At 67.1% G+C, this 17,364-nt stretch carries 17 protein-coding genes and 2 pseudogenes; 18 read left to right on the forward strand and 1 reads right to left on the reverse strand.

Going from position 1 to position 17,364, the window contains the following annotated elements; all coding sequences use genetic code 11:
- The first annotated feature begins 114 nt into the window (after positions 1 to 114).
- On the forward strand, positions 115 to 513 hold the full coding sequence (locus tag CG51_RS08515) for a DUF6362 family protein (protein WP_051930291.1): 399 nt from the start codon (positions 115 to 117) through the stop codon (positions 511 to 513).
- A 496-nt stretch (positions 514 to 1,009) separates the two neighbouring features.
- Positions 1,010 to 2,256: pseudogene (locus CG51_RS08520) on the forward strand (site-specific DNA-methyltransferase).
- A gap of 9 nt (positions 2,257 to 2,265) precedes the next feature.
- Here the strand turns inward: CG51_RS08520 and CG51_RS20010 are convergent.
- The gene (locus CG51_RS20010) at positions 2,266 to 3,060 is read right to left on the reverse strand and encodes a hypothetical protein (protein WP_143412939.1); all 795 of its coding nucleotides are present in this window, start codon (positions 3,058 to 3,060) and stop codon (positions 2,266 to 2,268) included.
- 121 nt (positions 3,061 to 3,181) lie between these two features.
- Here CG51_RS20010 and CG51_RS08525 point away from each other — a divergent pair, with 121 nt between their 5' ends.
- From CG51_RS08525 to CG51_RS08600, 16 genes and pseudogenes are all read left to right on the forward strand, one after another.
- Positions 3,182 to 3,754, forward strand: coding sequence for an elements of external origin (locus tag CG51_RS08525; RefSeq protein WP_233141171.1), 573 nt, complete (start codon positions 3,182 to 3,184; stop codon positions 3,752 to 3,754).
- Positions 3,741 to 5,732: a phage terminase large subunit family protein gene (locus CG51_RS08530; RefSeq protein WP_035743967.1), complete on the forward strand. Its 1,992-nt coding sequence runs from the start codon at positions 3,741 to 3,743 to the stop codon at positions 5,730 to 5,732. The genes CG51_RS08525 and CG51_RS08530 overlap by 14 nt, the downstream gene beginning before the upstream one ends.
- Positions 5,732 to 5,935, forward strand: coding sequence for a phage head-tail joining protein (locus tag CG51_RS08535; RefSeq protein ID WP_035743969.1), 204 nt, complete (start codon positions 5,732 to 5,734; stop codon positions 5,933 to 5,935). The genes CG51_RS08530 and CG51_RS08535 overlap by 1 nt, the downstream gene beginning before the upstream one ends.
- A gap of 50 nt (positions 5,936 to 5,985) precedes the next feature.
- Positions 5,986 to 7,488, forward strand: a pseudogene (locus CG51_RS08540) (phage portal protein).
- Between the two features lie 3 nt (positions 7,489 to 7,491).
- On the forward strand, positions 7,492 to 9,567 hold the full coding sequence (locus tag CG51_RS08545) for a prohead protease/major capsid protein fusion protein (protein ID WP_035743970.1): 2,076 nt from the start codon (positions 7,492 to 7,494) through the stop codon (positions 9,565 to 9,567).
- Between the two features lie 29 nt (positions 9,568 to 9,596).
- Positions 9,597 to 9,968, forward strand: a complete 372-nt coding sequence (locus tag CG51_RS08550) for a DUF2190 family protein (protein WP_035743971.1) — start codon at positions 9,597 to 9,599, stop codon at positions 9,966 to 9,968.
- Complete coding sequence (locus CG51_RS08555) at positions 9,968 to 10,282, forward strand: head-tail joining protein (protein ID WP_035743975.1); 315 nt, start codon at positions 9,968 to 9,970, stop codon at positions 10,280 to 10,282. Before CG51_RS08550 ends, CG51_RS08555 begins: the two co-directional genes overlap by 1 nt.
- Positions 10,279 to 10,902, forward strand: coding sequence for a DUF6441 family protein (locus CG51_RS08560; protein ID WP_035743977.1), 624 nt, complete (start codon positions 10,279 to 10,281; stop codon positions 10,900 to 10,902). Before CG51_RS08555 ends, CG51_RS08560 begins: the two co-directional genes overlap by 4 nt.
- Positions 10,899 to 11,321, forward strand: a complete 423-nt coding sequence (locus CG51_RS08565) for a hypothetical protein (protein ID WP_035743978.1) — start codon at positions 10,899 to 10,901, stop codon at positions 11,319 to 11,321. Before CG51_RS08560 ends, CG51_RS08565 begins: the two co-directional genes overlap by 4 nt.
- 35 nt (positions 11,322 to 11,356) lie before the next feature.
- Positions 11,357 to 12,295, forward strand: a complete 939-nt coding sequence (locus CG51_RS08570) for a phage tail tube protein (protein WP_035743980.1) — start codon at positions 11,357 to 11,359, stop codon at positions 12,293 to 12,295.
- A 3-nt stretch (positions 12,296 to 12,298) separates the two neighbouring features.
- On the forward strand, positions 12,299 to 12,736 hold the full coding sequence (locus CG51_RS08575) for a hypothetical protein (RefSeq protein WP_035743982.1): 438 nt from the start codon (positions 12,299 to 12,301) through the stop codon (positions 12,734 to 12,736).
- Positions 12,733 to 12,975 (forward strand): DUF7697 family protein, encoded by a 243-nt coding sequence (locus tag CG51_RS08580; protein ID WP_035743984.1) that lies wholly within the window; start codon positions 12,733 to 12,735, stop codon positions 12,973 to 12,975. Before CG51_RS08575 ends, CG51_RS08580 begins: the two co-directional genes overlap by 4 nt.
- Positions 12,968 to 15,382: a tape measure protein gene (locus tag CG51_RS08585; protein WP_035743985.1), complete on the forward strand. Its 2,415-nt coding sequence runs from the start codon at positions 12,968 to 12,970 to the stop codon at positions 15,380 to 15,382. Before CG51_RS08580 ends, CG51_RS08585 begins: the two co-directional genes overlap by 8 nt.
- Positions 15,379 to 16,008 carry a DUF2460 domain-containing protein gene (locus tag CG51_RS08590; protein WP_035743987.1) on the forward strand — a complete coding sequence of 210 codons (630 nt, stop codon included), beginning with the start codon at positions 15,379 to 15,381 and terminating at the stop codon, positions 16,006 to 16,008. Before CG51_RS08585 ends, CG51_RS08590 begins: the two co-directional genes overlap by 4 nt.
- Positions 16,005 to 16,889, forward strand: a complete 885-nt coding sequence (locus CG51_RS08595) for a DUF2163 domain-containing protein (protein WP_035743989.1) — start codon at positions 16,005 to 16,007, stop codon at positions 16,887 to 16,889. Before CG51_RS08590 ends, CG51_RS08595 begins: the two co-directional genes overlap by 4 nt.
- Complete coding sequence (locus CG51_RS08600) at positions 16,886 to 17,362, forward strand: NlpC/P60 family protein (protein ID WP_051930293.1); 477 nt, start codon at positions 16,886 to 16,888, stop codon at positions 17,360 to 17,362. The genes CG51_RS08595 and CG51_RS08600 overlap by 4 nt, the downstream gene beginning before the upstream one ends.
- The last annotated feature ends 2 nt before the right edge of the window (positions 17,363 to 17,364 follow it).

The following is a 17,364-nucleotide window of genomic DNA, read 5'->3' on the forward strand; positions in this document are numbered from 1 at the left end:
GCCGAACGCGGTGACCAACACCATGGCACGGGCGCTGCTGGGCTTTGAGCTGGTGACCGCCGATCGGCTGGCGGCCCGCGGCGTGCCGGTGCCCGGGGATGCCGGAGGTGCGCCATGACGTTGGCCCTGACACCACGCGAGATCGAGGATCGGCTCGAGGAAGCCGCCCTGACGCTGAAGCGCATGCCGAACCCACCGGCGTCTGGCTCCCGCGGCTTCGGGCGTTCCCGGCCGGACTACGTGCACGAGGCGAAGCATGCCTATGGCTACGAGCCGGCCCGCATGCGGGTGATACCCAACGCCCCCGAGTTCCAGCGGATGGAGGAGGCGCTGGACTGGCTGGCCCTGATCGGCAGCGAGAGCGAACAGCAGGCCGCCGACAACCGGCGCATCGTCTGGATGCGGGCCGAAGGGCATCGCTGGCAGACCATCTGCCGCCATGTCGGCTGCGTCCGGTCCACCGCCTGGCGGCGCTGGACCGCTAGCCTGCTGACCATCGTCAAGCGTTTTTGAAAATAACAAAAAAATTCCACTATTCGTATCGGATGCGAAGAAGGCGGCGGCGCAAGGCGTTGTCAAACCGGCTCCGGACCGCGCCAAACCGCCGCCATGACGGCGCCGATACGTCGAACTTTTGGCGCGACATTATCGGCCATTCCGGTGCAGTTTATCCCTACGATGGCCAGAGGTGATCAAGGGCCCGAGCGGGTCGAATTCCCTGCGGCGTCAACGAAAATCGGAGCAATATTCTTGCTTTCGACCGGAAACCGGGGGGCTATCCGGCCCCCTCCCCCCGGCTTCGGTTCCTCCGCGGGATCGATGCTATGCGGGGGACAGAGGCGCGCCAAACCTCTAGCGTCAAGGAAAAATTCTGGGTTCGCGCCTCGGGTTCGCACGTTTGGGTTCGCAAGTTCGCGGACCGCCACATCACTGCCGCCGGGCGTCCCCCCGCACGGCGTTTTCATGACCCGCGGCAGCGGGGCCGAAGGAGACCGCCTTGCAGGTCGAGATGATGCCCGCGACACGGCTGGTACCTTACGCCCGCAATGCCGCCCCCATTCCGACGATCAGATCGCCCAGATCGCCGCCTCCATCGCTGAGTTCGGCTTCACCAACCCGATCCTGATCGGCGGCGACGATGTCATCATCGCCGGCCACGGCCGGCTCATGGCAGCGCAGAAGCTGGGGCTGACCGAGGTCCCGGTCATCGTCCTTGATCATCTGACCGAGGCGCAACGCCGAGCGCTGGTCATCGCCGACAACAAGATCGCCGAGAACGCCGGCTGGGACGAGGACCTGCTGCGCTTCGAACTGGAGGGCCTGCGCGACATCGACTTCGATCTCGACATTATCGGCTTCTCCGAGGCTGAACTGGACGAACTGCTCGGCGAGCTCGATGATGACGAAGATGGCGCCGTCGATGGTGAGGACGAGATCCCCGAGCCGCCGGTGGACCCGATCTCCCGCCCCGGCGATGTCTGGATCATGGGCAGCCACCGCCTGCTCTGCGGCGACTCGACCATCGCCACCGATGTCGAAAAGCTGCTGGCAGGCGTGAAGCCGATGCTGATGGTGACCGACCCGCCCTATGGCGTGGAATACGATCCGGCCTGGCGCAATGCGACGGGCGCCCCCAAGACTAAGCGCACCGGCAAGGTACTGAACGACGACCGCGCCGACTGGCGCGAGGCCTGGTCGCTGTTTCCAGGCGACGTGGCCTATGTCTGGCACGGCGCCCTGCATGCCACCACGGTTGCCGACAGCCTGATCGCCTGCGGCTTCAACGTCCGCGCGCAGATCATCTGGGCCAAGGACCGGCTGGTCCTCAGCCGCGGCGATTACCACTGGCAGCACGAGCCCTGCTGGTATGCGGTGCGCAAGGGCGGCAAAGGCCACTGGGCGGGAGACCGTAAGCAGACGACGCTCTGGCACATCGCGAACAAGGATCAGGACGCGGAAACCACCCACGGCACGCAGAAGCCCGTCGAGTGCATGCGCCGCCCGATCCTGAACAACTCCAGCCCCGGACAGGCGATCTACGAGCCGTTCATGGGATCCGGCACCACGCTCATCGCGGCCGAGACCACCGGCCGGGTCTGCTACGGGATCGAGCTGAACCCAACCTATGTGGATGTCGCCGTGGCACGATGGCAGAAGCTGACAGGCGGAGTGGCGCTACTGGAGGGGGATGGGCGCGTATTTGACGAGGTGTTGAAAGAGGGAAACGCTGAAAAGGCCCCGACCGCCGCTTGTTGAAGCATAGACCTATCGTGTATCTGCGAGCTCTCCTCCGGCGGGATGGATGGTGATCATGGCCTTGATAAAATCGGGCTCCTGAGCAAGAATTTGCGCTTCTTTGCGCACCATATCCATGACAAGCTCTCGAGCTGCAGCTAAGGTCGTAATCTCGCGAGGGGGGGCACGTCGCTGCGCACCATGTCGTGCGGCCGGCCCTAATATAGAAAAGTTGTTCGCGGTCCCCTGAAATGCTCGCAACTGCGCTCTGGTGACGTCATATCGATCAATCATTCCTTGGTCGCTGAAGCCGAGATGTTCGAGAGTAGATGATAAGCTGATCCAGTTCATGCCAAGATAACCGAACGTTAGCGCGATATTGCGAATTTTTTCGCTATGAAGGCAAAGTGCGCAGAAATTCCCACTTTCCGTCGTTCTGAAACGGCGGTCCGTCCGTCGCCATCGCCGCCATCTATCATCAAGGGCCGAGTATGGCATCGTGAAATCAGGGCCCGTCGGCCATGCGGAAAATCTACCGACAATCGCACGTGGTTCATCGCGAAGCATGCGATGTGCCGCAAGGTGCAAGATCGGTTCGACTCCGAAAACGCTGAACACGCCATTGATCAAAAGAGAAAGGTCACGTGCGGCGGTCACCGCAACGGCCGCATCGTCGTGCCGTTGAAGATGTGGCGATGTCAGGGAGTAGTCTGTCATGTCATCACGGAAATGATCGACAGTGATACCCAAAAGAATCCAGTTTGGATCAAACCCCTGTAATTGCTCGTATCTTATATCTCGATTCAGTTCAATTAACCAAGTCACCGATTTCTCCTGCCCAGACCTTCATCAACGAAAAGTTTGTACAGATAAGGGAAAGAGTGAAGGTTCCATTTCGCAATCATGAGGTCTGACCATGGGTGTATCGCGCCGCAGATATGCGTCGATGCGCGGCGTGAGCGACATGGCGGTGCGCAAGGCGATCGCCAGCGGCCGGATCAGCGTCGAGGCGGATGGCACGATCGACCCGGCGAAGGCCGATGCACAGTGGGACAGCCAGACGGACCCGGCTAAGCAACGCGGCGTGCATGCACAGTCGCTGGGCGCGCAGACCGCCGCTGGCACCGCACGGGCGGCGGCAACGAAGCCGGTGCCGAAGGCCGCGATCGATGCGGTGAATGCCACGCTGGGCGATGGCGGCGCCGATGTCGGGACCGGCTCCGGCGGCGAGGTGTCGTTTTTGCGCGCGCGGATGGCCAATGAGGTGCTGAAGGCACAGACGGCGCGGGTGCGGCTCGAGAAGATGAAGGGCGAGCTGGTCGATCGGGCGCGGGCCACGAACTCAGTCTTCGATCTGGCGCGGCGTGAACGCGATGCCTGGCTGAACTGGCCGCCGCGGGTGGCGGCGAACATGGCCGCGGAACTGGGTGTGGAGGCGCATGCGCTGGAGCAGGTGCTGGATCGGTTCCTGCGCGCGCATCTGGCCGACATGGCCGAGGTGAAGATTGACCTTCGCTGAGTTCGACGGCACCGAGGATATCCGGCGGGCATGGCTCGATGGGCTGGCCCCGGATCCCAGCCAGACGGTCAGCCAGTGGTCGGACCGGCACCGGATCCTGTCCTCTCGCGCGGCTTCCGAGGCCGGGCCTTACCGGACGGATCGCACACCCTACATGCGCGGAATCATGGATGCGTTGTCGCCCGCCGCCCCGGCACAGCGCGTCGTGTTCATGAAGGCGGCGCAGGTCGGCGCGACCGAGGCCGGCAACAACTGGATCGGCTTCTGCATCCACCGCGCGCCGGGGCCGTTTCTCGCCGTGCAGCCGACGGTGGATCTGGCCAAGCGCCTGTCGCAGCAGCGCATCGACCCGCTGATCGAGGAAAGCCCGGATCTGCGGGCGCTGGTGATGCCCTCGCGCGCGAAGGACAGCGGCAACACCATCCTCGGCAAGCGATTCCCGGGCGGGCAGCTGATCCTGACCGGGGCGAACAGTGCGGTGGGGCTGCGCTCCATGCCCGCGCGCTGGGTGTTTCTGGACGAGGTCGATGCCTATCCGGGCGATATCGACGGCGAGGGCGATCCGATTGCGCTGGCCGAGGCGCGCACGATCAGCTTCGGACATCGCAGCAAGGTGTTTCTGGCCTCGACCCCGACGGTGAAGGGCCTGTCGCGGATCGAACGGGAGTACGAGCTGTCCGATCAGCAGCGCTATCACGTGCCCTGCCCGCATTGCGGGGCGCTGCAATGGCTGAAGTTCGAGCGTCTGCGCTGGCAACCGGGCCTGCCGGAAACGGCGACATATCATTGCGAACATTGCGACGAACCGATCGCCGAACGGCACAAGACCGAAATGATGGACGAGTCCAATGGTGCACGTTGGATGCCGACGGCGGAACCGGAGCTGCGACGCCGCGCCGAGTCGGCGGGCATCGTCGGTTTCCACATCAGCGGGCTCTATTCTCCGCTGGGCTGGCTCTCCTGGGCCGAGATCGCCCGGAACTGGGAGGCGGCGCAGGGCAATGACGCCGCGCTGAAGACGCTGAAGAACACCGTGCTGGGCGAGACATGGCAGGAACGCGGCGAGGCACCGGACTGGCAGCGCCTTTATGAGCGCCGCGAGGATTGGCATCTGGGTCAGGTGCCCGAGGGCGCGCTGATGCTGACGGCGGGCGCGGATGTGCAGCGCGACCGAATCGAGATCGACGTCTGGGGCTGGGGCCGCAATCTGGAAAGCTGGCTCGTCGATCACGTCGTGCTGGAAGGCGATACCGCGAGGAAGGAGGTCTGGGCCGATCTGACCGATTTTCTCGGCGAGACATGGGATCATGCCGGCGGCGCGCGTATGGCGCTGGCCAGATTGGCGATCGACACCGGCGACGGCGCCACCACGGACGCGGTCTACAACTGGTGCCGGAAGATGGGCAATGGGCAGGTCATCGCGGTGAAGGGCGTAGGCGGTTTCGATCGCGCCACGCCGGTGGACGGGCCGACCTATGTCGATGTCACCGAAGCCGGACGCCGTATCCGGCGCGGCGTGCGGCTCTGGAAAGTGGCCGGCGCGGTGTTCAAATCCGAGACCTATCGGTTTCTGCGCCTCGCAGCGCCGACAGACGAAGAGATTGCGGACGGCATCGGCTATCCGGCCGGCTTCGTGCACATCCCGCGTGGCACCACGGCGGAATGGACGAAGCAGCTGACGGCCGAGCAGCTGATGACCGTGAAGACGCGGCAGGGCTTCCAGCGCCTCGAATGGCAGCGGACCCGGGATCGCAACGAGGCGCTAGACTGTCGGGTCTATGCCCGTGCCGCAGCCTGGCTGATGGGCATGGACCGCTGGAATGAGGACCGGTGGGAGACACTGGCCGCGCAGTTGCTGCCCGGCCGCACGGAAACGCCATCGCTGCCGGCGGGACAGCCGCAGCGGCCAAGAGACACCCCGCCCCCGCCCCGATCCTCGGGCTGGATGGGCGATCGCAGGAAAGGAAACTGGTTCTGATGGCCTGGACAGAGACGGAACTCGACGCCCTGCGCCGGGCCTATGCCGCCGGCACCACGCGCGTGTCCTATGACGGCAAGTCGGTGGAGTACGGCTCCGCCGCCGATCTTCTGAGCCGCATCCGCCTGATCGAGGGCGAGATGGCCGGTGCGGCCGGCCGCCCGCGTGCGGTCGCCGGGTTCGCGGGCTTCCGGCGGAACTGATGATGCAGAGCAATTCGAACCAGATCGCCCCGCGGGCCCGCTGGGGCCTGATGGATGCTGCGCTCTCGGCACTGGCCCCACGCGCGGCAGCCAAGCGCTATGCCGCCCGGGTGGCGATCAGCAATCTGCGCCGGGATTACGATTCCGCCGGCCGCGGTCGGGGCACCGCCGGCTGGAAGACCGGCGCCACGGCGGCGGATGCCGAGATCGCCACCGATGGCCCGCTGCTGCGCCATCGCATGCGGGATCTGGTGCGCAACAACCCGATGGCCGCGCAGGCGGTGCAGGTGCTGGTCAACAACATCGTCGGCACCGGCATCCGGCCGCGCGCCGCGACCAGTGATGCGGCCCTGAACAGACAGGTCGATGCGCTCTGAAAACGCTGGGCCGCGGGCTGCGATCAGCACGGGCATACCGATTTCCACGGCATTCTCGGACTGGCGGTGCGCGAGATGATCGAGGGTGGTGATGTGTTTGCGGTGCGCAGGAATGTCCGTGCGACGAATGCCCGTGATGTGCCGCTGCGCATCGAGTTGCGCGAGGCAGATCATCTCGATGCCGGCCGCTTCGACAGTCGCGCGGATGGTTCCCGCATCAGTCAGGGCATCGAATACGATCGGAACGGCCGCCGCGCCGCCTATTGGATGTTCGCCGATCATCCCGGGGACACCTCGCCCGTCTTCGCGCGGCGGCTTGAATCCTCCCGACTGCCGGCCGACCGGGTCGCGCATCTCTTCGAACGCCAGCGCGTGCAGTCCCGCGGCGTGCCCTGGGGCACCCCGGCCATGCGCGCCATCCGCGATGTCGATGACTGGCAGCAGGCCGAGCTCGTGCGCAAGCGCACCGAGGCCTGCCTCGTCGGCATCGTCTTCGGCGCCGATGAGGATCAGCAGTCCATCGCACCGGTGGTCGAGGATGCGGCCGGCAACCGCATCGAGCAGTTCGAACCAGGCCTCATCGCCTATGCCCGCGGCGGCAAGGACATCAAGTTCAACCAGCCCGCCAGCACCGCCGGGGTCTATGAATGGCACCGGGTGCAGCTGCATATCATCGCCGCCGGCTTCCGCGTTCCCTATGCCCTGATGACCGGTGATCTCAGCCAGACGAGCTTCTCCTCCAGCCGCGTGGGTCTGAACGAGTTCCGCCGCATGGTCGAGCAGCTGCAATGGCAGACCATCATCCCGATGTTCTGCACGCCGATCTGGCGCTGGTTCGTCGACGCAGCCGTGATGGCGGGGCTGCTGCCCGAGAACACCGAGATCCCTGTCGAATGGGGCCCGCCGAAGTTCGAAAGCGTCAATCCGCTGCAGGATGCGCAGGCCGATCTGCTGGAGGTCCGCGCCGGCTTCTCCACCCTGCCGCAGCAGATCGCCCGGCGCGGCTATGATCCGGACGAGGTCATCGCCGAATGGGCGGGCTTCGCCGCCAAATCCGACGCCGCCGGCCTCGTCTTCGACAGCGACCCGCGGAAGGTCACCAAGGGCGGGCTCGTACAGACCGCCGATCCGGCGGCCACGACAACATCGCCGACCGGCGCAGAAGAACAGGACTGATCCATGCCAACTGACCAGATCATCGACCTGCCCGTAATCGGGCGGGCCGGCTCCCTGCACGCCGTCGACGAGGCATCCCGGACATTCGAAGTCCTCTGGACCACCGGCGCGCAGGTCCGCCGCTATTCCTGGGCGCGCGACGAGGAATTCGACGAGGAGCTGGTGGTGTCCCCGAATGCCATGCGCCTCGATCGCCTGAACGGCGGCGCGCCGTTCCTGAACTCCCATGCCTCCTGGAGCCTGCGCAGCATTCTCGGCGTGGTCGAGGACGGCTCGATCCGCATCGAGGCCGGCCGCGCCTTCGCCCGCATCCGTCTCTCCGAGCGCGACGAAGTCGAGGACATCTGGCGCGACATCAAGGCGGGCATCATCCGCAATGTCTCGGTCGGCTATCGCGTGCACCGCTTCGAACGGGTCGCCAAGGCCGATCGCAGCGACGGCGGCACCCGCGCGCTCTACCGTGCCGTCGATTGGGAGCCGCTGGAGATCAGCGCGGTGGCCATCGGCGCCGATGCAGCCGCCGGCATCCGAGCCGAGCCCGGCGACCGAGAGACCCGTCTGCATCCCTGCACCATCACCAATCGCGCTGACGCGGGCAGCACGACGCTGGGCGCGAACATCACAGAGAAAGGACATACCATGCCGCAAGCAAATCCGGCGACCGAAGATGGCGATCGGGATGACGCCGCTCGCGAGGCCGCGCCCAGCCAACAGGCGTCGCCGCAGCCAGCGCCCGCCAATCCGGCAGCATCCCCCGCCCCGGCTGCACCCGACGCAGATGCCATCCGCGCCGAAGAGCGTCGCAGGTCAGGCGACATCATGGCTCTCTGTCGTCACGCGGGTCTCGCAGACATGGCCGATGACCTGATCGGCCGAGGTGTCTCGATCGATGACGCCCGCGCCGCCGTCCTCGACAAGCTGGTGGACAGCGATCCCGCCGGGCGCACGGCCGAACCCGCGCCCGCGCAGGCCCGCGACGGCGGCGCGGCCGAGATCGCCTATCGCGATGCGGTGTCGAACGCCCTGCTGCACCGCCACAACCCCGGCGCCCATGCGCTGGACACGGGCGCGCGCGAGTTCCGCGGCCTTACCCTGCTGGAAATGGCCCGCCACGCCATCGAACGCCGTGGCGGCAGCACGCGCGGGCTCTCGAAGATAGAGGTGGCGCGGGCCGCCTTCGAGCAGCGCGCCACCGGCTATCATTCCACCAGCGACTTCCCGGCGATCCTCGCCAATGTCGCCAACACCACCCTGCGGCAGGCCTATGCCTCGACGCCGCGCACCTTCGGGGCCTGGGCGCGGCGCGCCACCATCACCGACTTCAAACCGGTCCAGCGCACCCAGCTCGGCGGCGCCCCGGACCTGCAGCGGGTGCTCGAGTCCGGCGAGTTCCAATACGGCACCATCGGCGAAGGCCGCGAGGTCTATGCCCTCGCCACCTATGGCCGCATCGTCGCCATCACCCGGCAGGTGCTGATCAACGACGATCTCGACGCCTTCACCCGCCTGCCGGCGTCGTTCGGCGCCTCCGCCGCCGATCTCGAGTCCGACATCGTCTATTCCATCCTGATGCAGAACCCGGCCATGGGCGACGGCAAGGCGTTGTTCCATGCGGATCACAACAACATGGGCACGGCTTCGGCGATTTCCGAAGCGGCGCTGGCCAGCGCCTACCGCGCCTTCGGCCAGCACAAGGGGCTTGAGGATCGGCTGATCTCGATCCTGCCGCGCTATCTGCTGACGCCCCCCGGGCCCCGCGCGGTCGAGGCGCGCAAGCAGGTCACCGCGACGACGCCGTCGAGCACCGCCGAGGTCAACACCTTCTCCGGCCGGCTCGAGGTCATCGAGGAACCGCGCCTGATCCCCGCCACCGGGCAGGATCCGTGGTTCCTCGCCGCCGATCCGTCCCGCATCGACACGGTCGAATACGCCTATCTCGACGGGCAGGAGGGCGTCTTCACCGAGACCCGCACCGGCTTCGAGGTCGACGGCCTCGAGATCAAGGCCCGCCACGACTTCGCCGCCAAGGCCATCGACTGGCGCGGCCTCTATCGCAACGCCGGCGCGGCGCCGGCGTGATCGTCGCAGCCTAGAGAAAGGACAGACCTATGAAGAACTTCATCGCGCAGGGCGATTTCATCAACGTCCCCACCGACGAACTCGTCCTCGGCGGCAGCATCATCGGCGGCAGCGGTTATCTGCTCGGCGGTGGCCTGTTCGGCGTCGCGACCACGACCGTCGAGGTATTCGAGATGGACGCCGGCGAGGAATGTGTTCTTGCCCTCACCGGCGTCTTCGACCTGCCGAAGGCGCCGTCGCAGGCCTGGTATGTGGGCGCGAAGGTGTACTGGGACGGCGCGAATAGCCGCACCACGACCACGGTCACGGACAACACGCTGATCGGCATCGCTGTCCTGGCCACGGGGGCTACCGCTGCGGAAACGATCGGCCGCGTGCGGCTGAACGGCGTGGCGGTCTGATGGAGGGGTTCGAACGCGCGCTGGCTCGGGTCTTCGCCGATCCGAACATGGCGACGGATGGGCTGTGGCTGAAGGGCGGCGCGGAACCGGGCATCCCGATCCGGCTGATCCGAAAGGCGCCGGATGAGGTGACCAGCTACGGCGGTGCCCGGGTCTGGTCGGACACGCTGCGCGCCGATGTGATGGTGTCGCAGATGCCGAATCCCGCGCCGGGCGACCCTATCAACATCGGACCCGAGGCTTGGGAAGTACAGGGCGAACCGGCGCGCGACCGCGAGCGGCTTATCTGGACGCTGGACCTGCGGCCCGCATGAAGCTCTCGGCCTCGATCACCGATCTCGCCGCGCTGATGCAGGGCGAGATCGCCGCCGGCGAGAGGGCGGTGACCGCGGCGGTCCGGGACGCCGGCACGGGTCTGCGCGACGACTGGCGCGGCCAGATCACCCGCGCCGGCCTTGGGCCCCGCGTCGCCCGCACCATCCGATCCGCCACCTATCCCAAGGGCCGCGATAGCCTCAATGCCGCCGCAATGGTCTGGTCCCGCGCGCCTGTGATCGTCGAGGCGCACAACACCGGCCCCGTCATCCGCTCGGCCGACGGCTTCTGGCTGGCGATCCCGACGGAAGCCGCGGGAAAAAGCCGCCGCGGCGGCCGCATCACACCGCTGGAATGGGAACAGCGGACCGGCTTGCGCCTGCGCTTCGTCTATCGCCGCGCGGGCCCCAGCCTGCTCATCGCCGAAGCGCGGATCAGCAAAGCCGGACGTGCGGTCAAGTCGCGTTCCAAGACTGGGCGCAATGTCGCCTCGGTGCCGATCTTCCTGCTGGTCCCGCAGGTGCGGCTCCGGAAGCGCCTGGATCTGGACAGATCGGCGCAGGCGGCACTGGCCGCCCTGCCCGCGGCGATCGTGCGGCGATGGAGCCGGATCACATGACACGGCGCGAGGAAGTGCTGAAGGCGCTGCATTCTCGGCTGCAGCTGATCCCGGGCGGCGTCACCGCGCTGCGCAATGCGGTGCTGCCGGAACGCATCCCGGACGCCGGCCTCATCATCCTGCGCAACGGCACGCCCGGAAGCCCCGAGGTTACCCTGTCGCCGCTGCACTATCACTGGCAGCACCGCGCCGAGATCGAGGTCTTCCTGCGCGGCGGGGATCTGGATCACCGCTTCGACGCGCTGACGGCGGCAATTGGCGCCGCATTGAACACCGACCGCAGCATCGGCGGCACCTGCGACTGGATCGAGGCCGAGGCGCCGGAACCGGCCGATCTGCCCATCGACGGGGCCGGCGCCATCCGCGCCGCCGTGCTGATCGTCACGCTGCATTACACCACCGCCGATCCGCTGGCCTGATCAACGACACATCCAATATCCCGAAAGGACAACCCATGGCCCGAGCCCAGGGGGCGCGATCGCAGCTGGCGGTCGCGTTCGAGACCACTTACGGCACGCCGCCCGCCGGCGGCTTCACCCGCCTGCCCTTCGCCAGTTCCACCCTCAGCGCCGAGCAGCCGCTGCTGTCCTCGGAGCTTCTGGGCTATGGCCGCGATCCGCTGGCACCGATCAAGGACGCGATCACCGCCGATGGCGATCTGACCGTGCCGCTGGACGCTGCATCCATCGGCTTCTGGCTGAAGGCGGCGTTCGGCGAGCCGACCACGTCGGGCGATGGCCCGTTCACGCACAGCTTCCGCTCCGGCAACTGGTCGTTGCCCTCAATGGCGATCGAGACCGGCATGCCCGAGGTGCCGCGCTTCGCGATGTACACCGGCGTGATGCTGAACCAGTTGTCCTGGACCCTGCAGCGCTCCGGGCTGCTCACCGCCACCATGGGCCTGATCGCGCAGGGCGAGACGGTGTCCCCGGCCTCGCAGGCCGGGACATTGGCCGATCTCGATCTCGTGCGCTTCGGCCATTTCAACGGCGCGGTCCAGCGCAACGACGCCGCCCTCGGCAATGTCGTCTCTGCGCAGGTGACGTACTCCAACAATCTCGACCGCATCGAGACCATCCGTGCCGACGGCATGATCGACGGCGCCGATCCGACCATCGCGACGCTCACCGGTCAGATCGAGGTCCGCTTCGCCGACAGCACGCTGGTGCAGCAGGCCATCGACGGCGCGCCCTGCGCGCTCGAGTTCGCCTATGCCCTGCCCTCGGGCCAGAGCCTGACGCTCGCAGCGCATGCCGTGTACTTGCCGCTCCCGCGCATCGAGATCAGCGGCCCGGCCGGCGTGCAGGCCACATTCGACTGGCAAGCGGCGCGTGATCCCATCGCCGGCCACATGGCCACCATCACCCTCATCAACGACATCGAAGGCTACTGATCCATGATCCGACTGAACCTTTCCTACGAACCGCGCTGGTTCGATCTCGGCGCCGGCCTGCGCCTGCAGTTGGCGCCGATCACCACCGCGATCATGGCCGCGGCCCGCAGCGACATCGCCGGGTCCGAGGCGTCCGAAGATATGGCACAGGAGGCCCTCGCCATGATCATGGCCAAGGCGGTGGCGCGGCGGGTGATCCTCGACTGGGAGGGTGTCGGCGATGCCGACGGGAATTCTGTCCCGGTTACAGCGGACGGCATCGACGCGCTCTTGGACATCTGGCCGGTCTTCGAGGCCTTCCAGCGCGACTGCCTCGCCCCGCATCTGATGCTGGAGCAGGAAAAAAACGCCTCCGCGCCCTCGCCGACTGGCAGTTCGGCGGCGGCGATACCTATTGCGCCGTCTGCCCCGGGCTCTGCGCAGACTGCCCCGCGCGCATGAACGCGCCGCTGTCCGTGGAAGGCTGGCAGGTCTGGGACTTGGCCGGGCGGCTCTCGGGCCAGCTGCGCGCCATTCCCGGCGCCGTGCTCGGCTGGGACATGGGCGCGGCACTTGCCATCGGATCGGCCCTCGGAATTTCAGGAATTGCGATCGCCGAACTGCTGCCGGTGATCGAGACCGAGATGATCCGCCGCACCAATGAACGCATCAGCCGCGATCAGGACGGTCATCATGGCTGAGAAGAGGGTCTCCGTCCGGCTGGTGGCCGAGAACGGCCGGCAGGTGCGGGCCGAGCTGCAGGGTGTAGGCGAGGCGGGCGCCAAGTCCTTCCGCCGCATGTCGGCCGAGGTCGATACCGCCGGCATCATGCTGCAGCGGTTGGCCGGCATCGCCGCAGGGGCCTTCAGCCTGCGGCAGGTGCAGATCTATGCCGATCAATGGACAGATCTGCGTTCGCGGGTCGATCTCGCCACCGGATCACAGGAACGCGGTGCGCTGGTGATGGAACGGCTGTCGTCGATGGCGCGGCGGACCTATTCCGATCTCGGGCAGACGACGGAGTCCTGGCTCTCGAATGCGACGGCTTTGCGGGAACTGGGGCTCTCAACTGCGGAAAGCCTCGATTTCACCGAAGCGCTGAACAATGCCATGGTCGTCTCCGGCGCCCGCGCCGAACGCGCCGCCTCGGTGCAGAATGCGCTGTCGAAGGCCATGGCCCTCGGCGTGCTCGGCGGCGATGACCTGAACACGGTGATCCAGTCCGGCGGCCGGCTGGCGGAGCTGCTGGCCGAGGAGCTGGGAACGACGGTGTCGGGCCTGCGCGCCTTGGGGTCGGAAGGCACGATCACCGGCGACGTCATCCGCACCGCGCTGCTGGGCAATCTGGAACGCCTGCGCGACGAGGCCGACAGCATGCCCGCCACCATCGGTGATGCCTTCACCCTGATCGGCAATGCCGCGCTGCGCCTTGTCGGCACATGGGATCAGATGCTGGGTGCGTCCTCGTCTGTCGCGAATGTGCTGATCATGGTTGCCGACAACATCGATCGGCTGGCCAGCATCGCCATGGCCTTCGCCGCCTTCATGGCCAGCCGCTGGGTTGCCGCCTTCGTCGCGGCCCGCATCGCCACCTTCAGCCTGGCCACCGCATTGACCGCCCTGCGCGTGGCGCTGATCCGCACCGGTATCGGCGCGCTGATCGTCGCGGCGGGCGAGCTGATCCATCAGTTCACGCAACTGGTCGGCAAGGTCGGTGGCATCGGCAATGCCTTCAGGCTGCTGGGCGGCATCGCATTGGAGGTGGCGCAGCGCATCGGCCTGTCGTTCCAGAGCAGCTTCGCGCTGCTCGCCGCCGGCTGGGAGGGATACCGGGCGCTGGTTTTCACCGTTCTGGATCTGATCGTCGGCGGTACCGTCACCGCGGTCGATCGCACCGTGGCCGTCTGGTCGGGGGCCTTCGAGAGCGTCAAAGCGATCTGGGGTCGCCTGCCGGGGGCGATCGGCGATTTCGCGTTCCAGGCGGCGAATGGGCTGATCAGCGGCATCGAGGCGATGCTGAACGGCGTCGTCACCCGCATCAACAGCTTCATCGCCGCCATCAACGGCGCGCTGGAGATGCTGCCCGATTGGGCGGTGGGCGATGGCGGCGCGCGCATCGGCACGCTGGACCCGCTCAGCCTCGGCCGCATCGACAATCCCTTCGCGGGGTCGGCCTCAGAGGCCGGGACCGCCGCGGCCGATGCCTTCGCCACCGCTTTCAGCCGCACCTATGTCGAGGCGCCTGATCTGTTCGATGGGCTGGCGGATGACGCCGCTGGCCGGGCCGGTGCCTGGCTCGACCAGTCCCGCGCGCTCGGCGAGGCGGCGACGCGCCCCATGGAAAGCTGGCAGGCGCTGCAGGAGGCGATCGCCGCCGGCAGTCATGATGGCAGCGATGCGCTGAACGATGCCGCTGCGGGTGCCGGCCGGGTCAGTGACGCCTTGGACGCCGCCGCGGGTGCGGGCCGCCGCGCCGGGGCTGCGGGTCGGCAGGCGGGACAGGACGCGAAGGCGGGCGCTGATCAGGCCAGGCAGGGCTGGAAGGCGGTTGCAGCCTCGCTCTCGGATTATGCCACCAGCGCGCAGGACATCGGCAGCGGCATCGGCGGCGCGCTGACCAGCGCGTTTCAGGGCGCGGAGAACGCCGTTGGCGAGTTCGTCAAGAACGGCAAGGCCTCGATGCGGGATCTGGCCACATCGGTCATTGCGGATTTTGCGAAGATCGGCGCGCGGCGGTTTCTGCTCGGTCCGCTGGCCGGGGCCCTCGGCGGACTAACGGCAGGTCTCGGAGGCGGAAGTAGCATCTTCGCCAGCGTGCTGCATGCCGGTGGTCTCGTCGGGTCAGGCGGCACGGGACGGTCGGTGCCAGCCGCTGCCTTTGCCCACGCTCCGCGGTTGCATTCGGGTGGCTGGGCGGGGCTGCGCTCGGACGAGGTGCCGGCCATCCTGCAGCGCGGTGAACGCGTGCTGTCGCGCCGCGAAGTGGCGAATGGCAGCGGCGTCACCATCAATATCCAGTCCCGCGACGCCGAGAGCTTCCGGCAGTCGCGGGCACAGATTTCCGCAGACATCGCCCGGGCCGTTGCCATGGGCAGGAGGGGCATGTGAGCGCATTCCACGAGATCCGCTTTCCGGACGATATCAGCCGCGGCGCCCGTGGCGGTCCGGAACGGCGCACGCAGATCGTCACGCTGGCATCGGGTGATGAGGAGCGGAATTCCAGCTGGGCCAACTCGCGCCGCCGCTACGATGTCAGCTACGGCATCCGCCGCGCCGGTGATCTGGCCGCAGTCGTTGCCTTCTTCGAAGCCCGCAACGGCCGCCTGCACGGCTTCCGCTTCAAGGACTGGTCGGATCATCGCTCCTGCGCGCCATCGCAGCCGATTGCTGCAACGGATCAGGCGATCGGCGTCGGTGACGGCACAACGACCGCGTTCCAGCTGGTGAAGCAGTACCGCTCCGGGCCGCAGGCGTGGGCCCGCATCATCACCAAACCCGTCCCCGGATCGGTGCGGATCGCCGTGAACGGCACCGAGCGCAACAGCGGCTGGACTATCGACCCCGCCACCGGCCGTGTCACCTTCAGCACCGCACCCACGACCGGCACGACGATCACCGCCGGGTTCGAGTTCGATGTGCCGGTGCGCTTCGACAGCGACACCATGGATGTCACGCTGGACATCGAACGGCTGGGCTCGATCACTTCGATCCCGCTCGTGGAGATCCGGCGATGAAGCGGCTCGCCCCTGCCCTGCAGGCCCATCTGGACAGTGGCGCCACCACCCTCGCGTGGTGCTGGAAGATCCTGCGCTCGGACGATGTCACCTTCGGCTTCACGGATCATGATATGCCGCTGTCCTTCGGCGGCCTCACCTATGAGCCGGAGAGCGGTTTCGCCGCGGCCGAGATCCGCTCGGGCTCCGACCTTTCGGTCGACGCGCAGGATGCCGAAGGCGCATTGTCGTCGGACCGGATCACCGAGACCGACATCCTCGACGGCCGCTGGGACAATGCGCTGGTCGAGGTTTGGCGGGTGAACTGGCAGGACACGGGTCAGCGTGTGCTGATGCGCCGCGGCGCCATCGGCGAGTTGCGCCGGGGCCGCATGTCCTTCGTGGCCGAGATCCGCAGCCTGTCGCATCTCCTCGGTCAGACCGTTGGCCGGGTGTTCCAAGGCACCTGCGATGCCGCCCTCGGCGATGGTCGCTGTCGCGTTCAGATCGATGATCCCGCTTTCACCGGCACCGGCAGCATAGACATCCTGCTGCGTGACCGCGCCTTCGCCGCCACCGGCCTTGGCAGTCTCACCGCAGGCTGGTTCGCCTTCGGATCGCTGACATGGACCAGCGGCGCCAATGCTGGCAGGTCTGCAGAGATCAGCCTGCATGAGGTGAACGATGGGGCCGTCATCCTGACGCTGCTGGAGGCGCCGGTGCGCGGCATCGCCATGGGTGACAGCTTTCGCATCCATGCCGGCTGCGACAAGCGCCTCGAGACCTGCCGGGCCAAGTTCGCCAATGCCGTCAACTTCCGCGGCTTTCCGCATATTCCCGGACAGGACGCGATCATGCGCTACGCCAAGTCCGGCGGGCGCAATGACGGCGGTGTGCTGTGACGCCGCCTGTTTTCGTAGCTGCGGATGCTGCCCGCATAGTCGCGGCCGCCCGGCTCTGGCTGGGGACCCCGTACCACGATCAGGCCAGTCTGCGCGGCGTCGGCTGCGACTGCCTCGGCCTGATCCGTGGCGTCTGGCGCGATATCGTCGGTCCGGAAGCGCTGCCTGTGCCGGCCTATGCCCGCGATTGGGGCGAGACCGGGTCGACCGAGGTGCTGGCCGAGGCAGCACAGCAGGTGCTGCTGCCGATCGACGTCGGGGACGCTGAGCCCGGCGCCGTCATCCTCTTCCGCATGCGGTCCGGTGCCATCGCCAAGCATTGCGGCATTGTCACCGACGAAGGCCGTTTCATCCACGCCTATGAACGCCTCGGCGTCATCGAGGAACCGCTGACCACCGCCTGGCATCGGCGCATCGCCTTCGCCTTCCTGTTCCCCGGCCACGGCGCCACCACCATCACACACGGGATCTGATC

This window comes from Haematobacter missouriensis, from assembly GCF_000740775.1.
Classification (GTDB): domain Bacteria; phylum Pseudomonadota; class Alphaproteobacteria; order Rhodobacterales; family Rhodobacteraceae; genus Haematobacter; species Haematobacter missouriensis.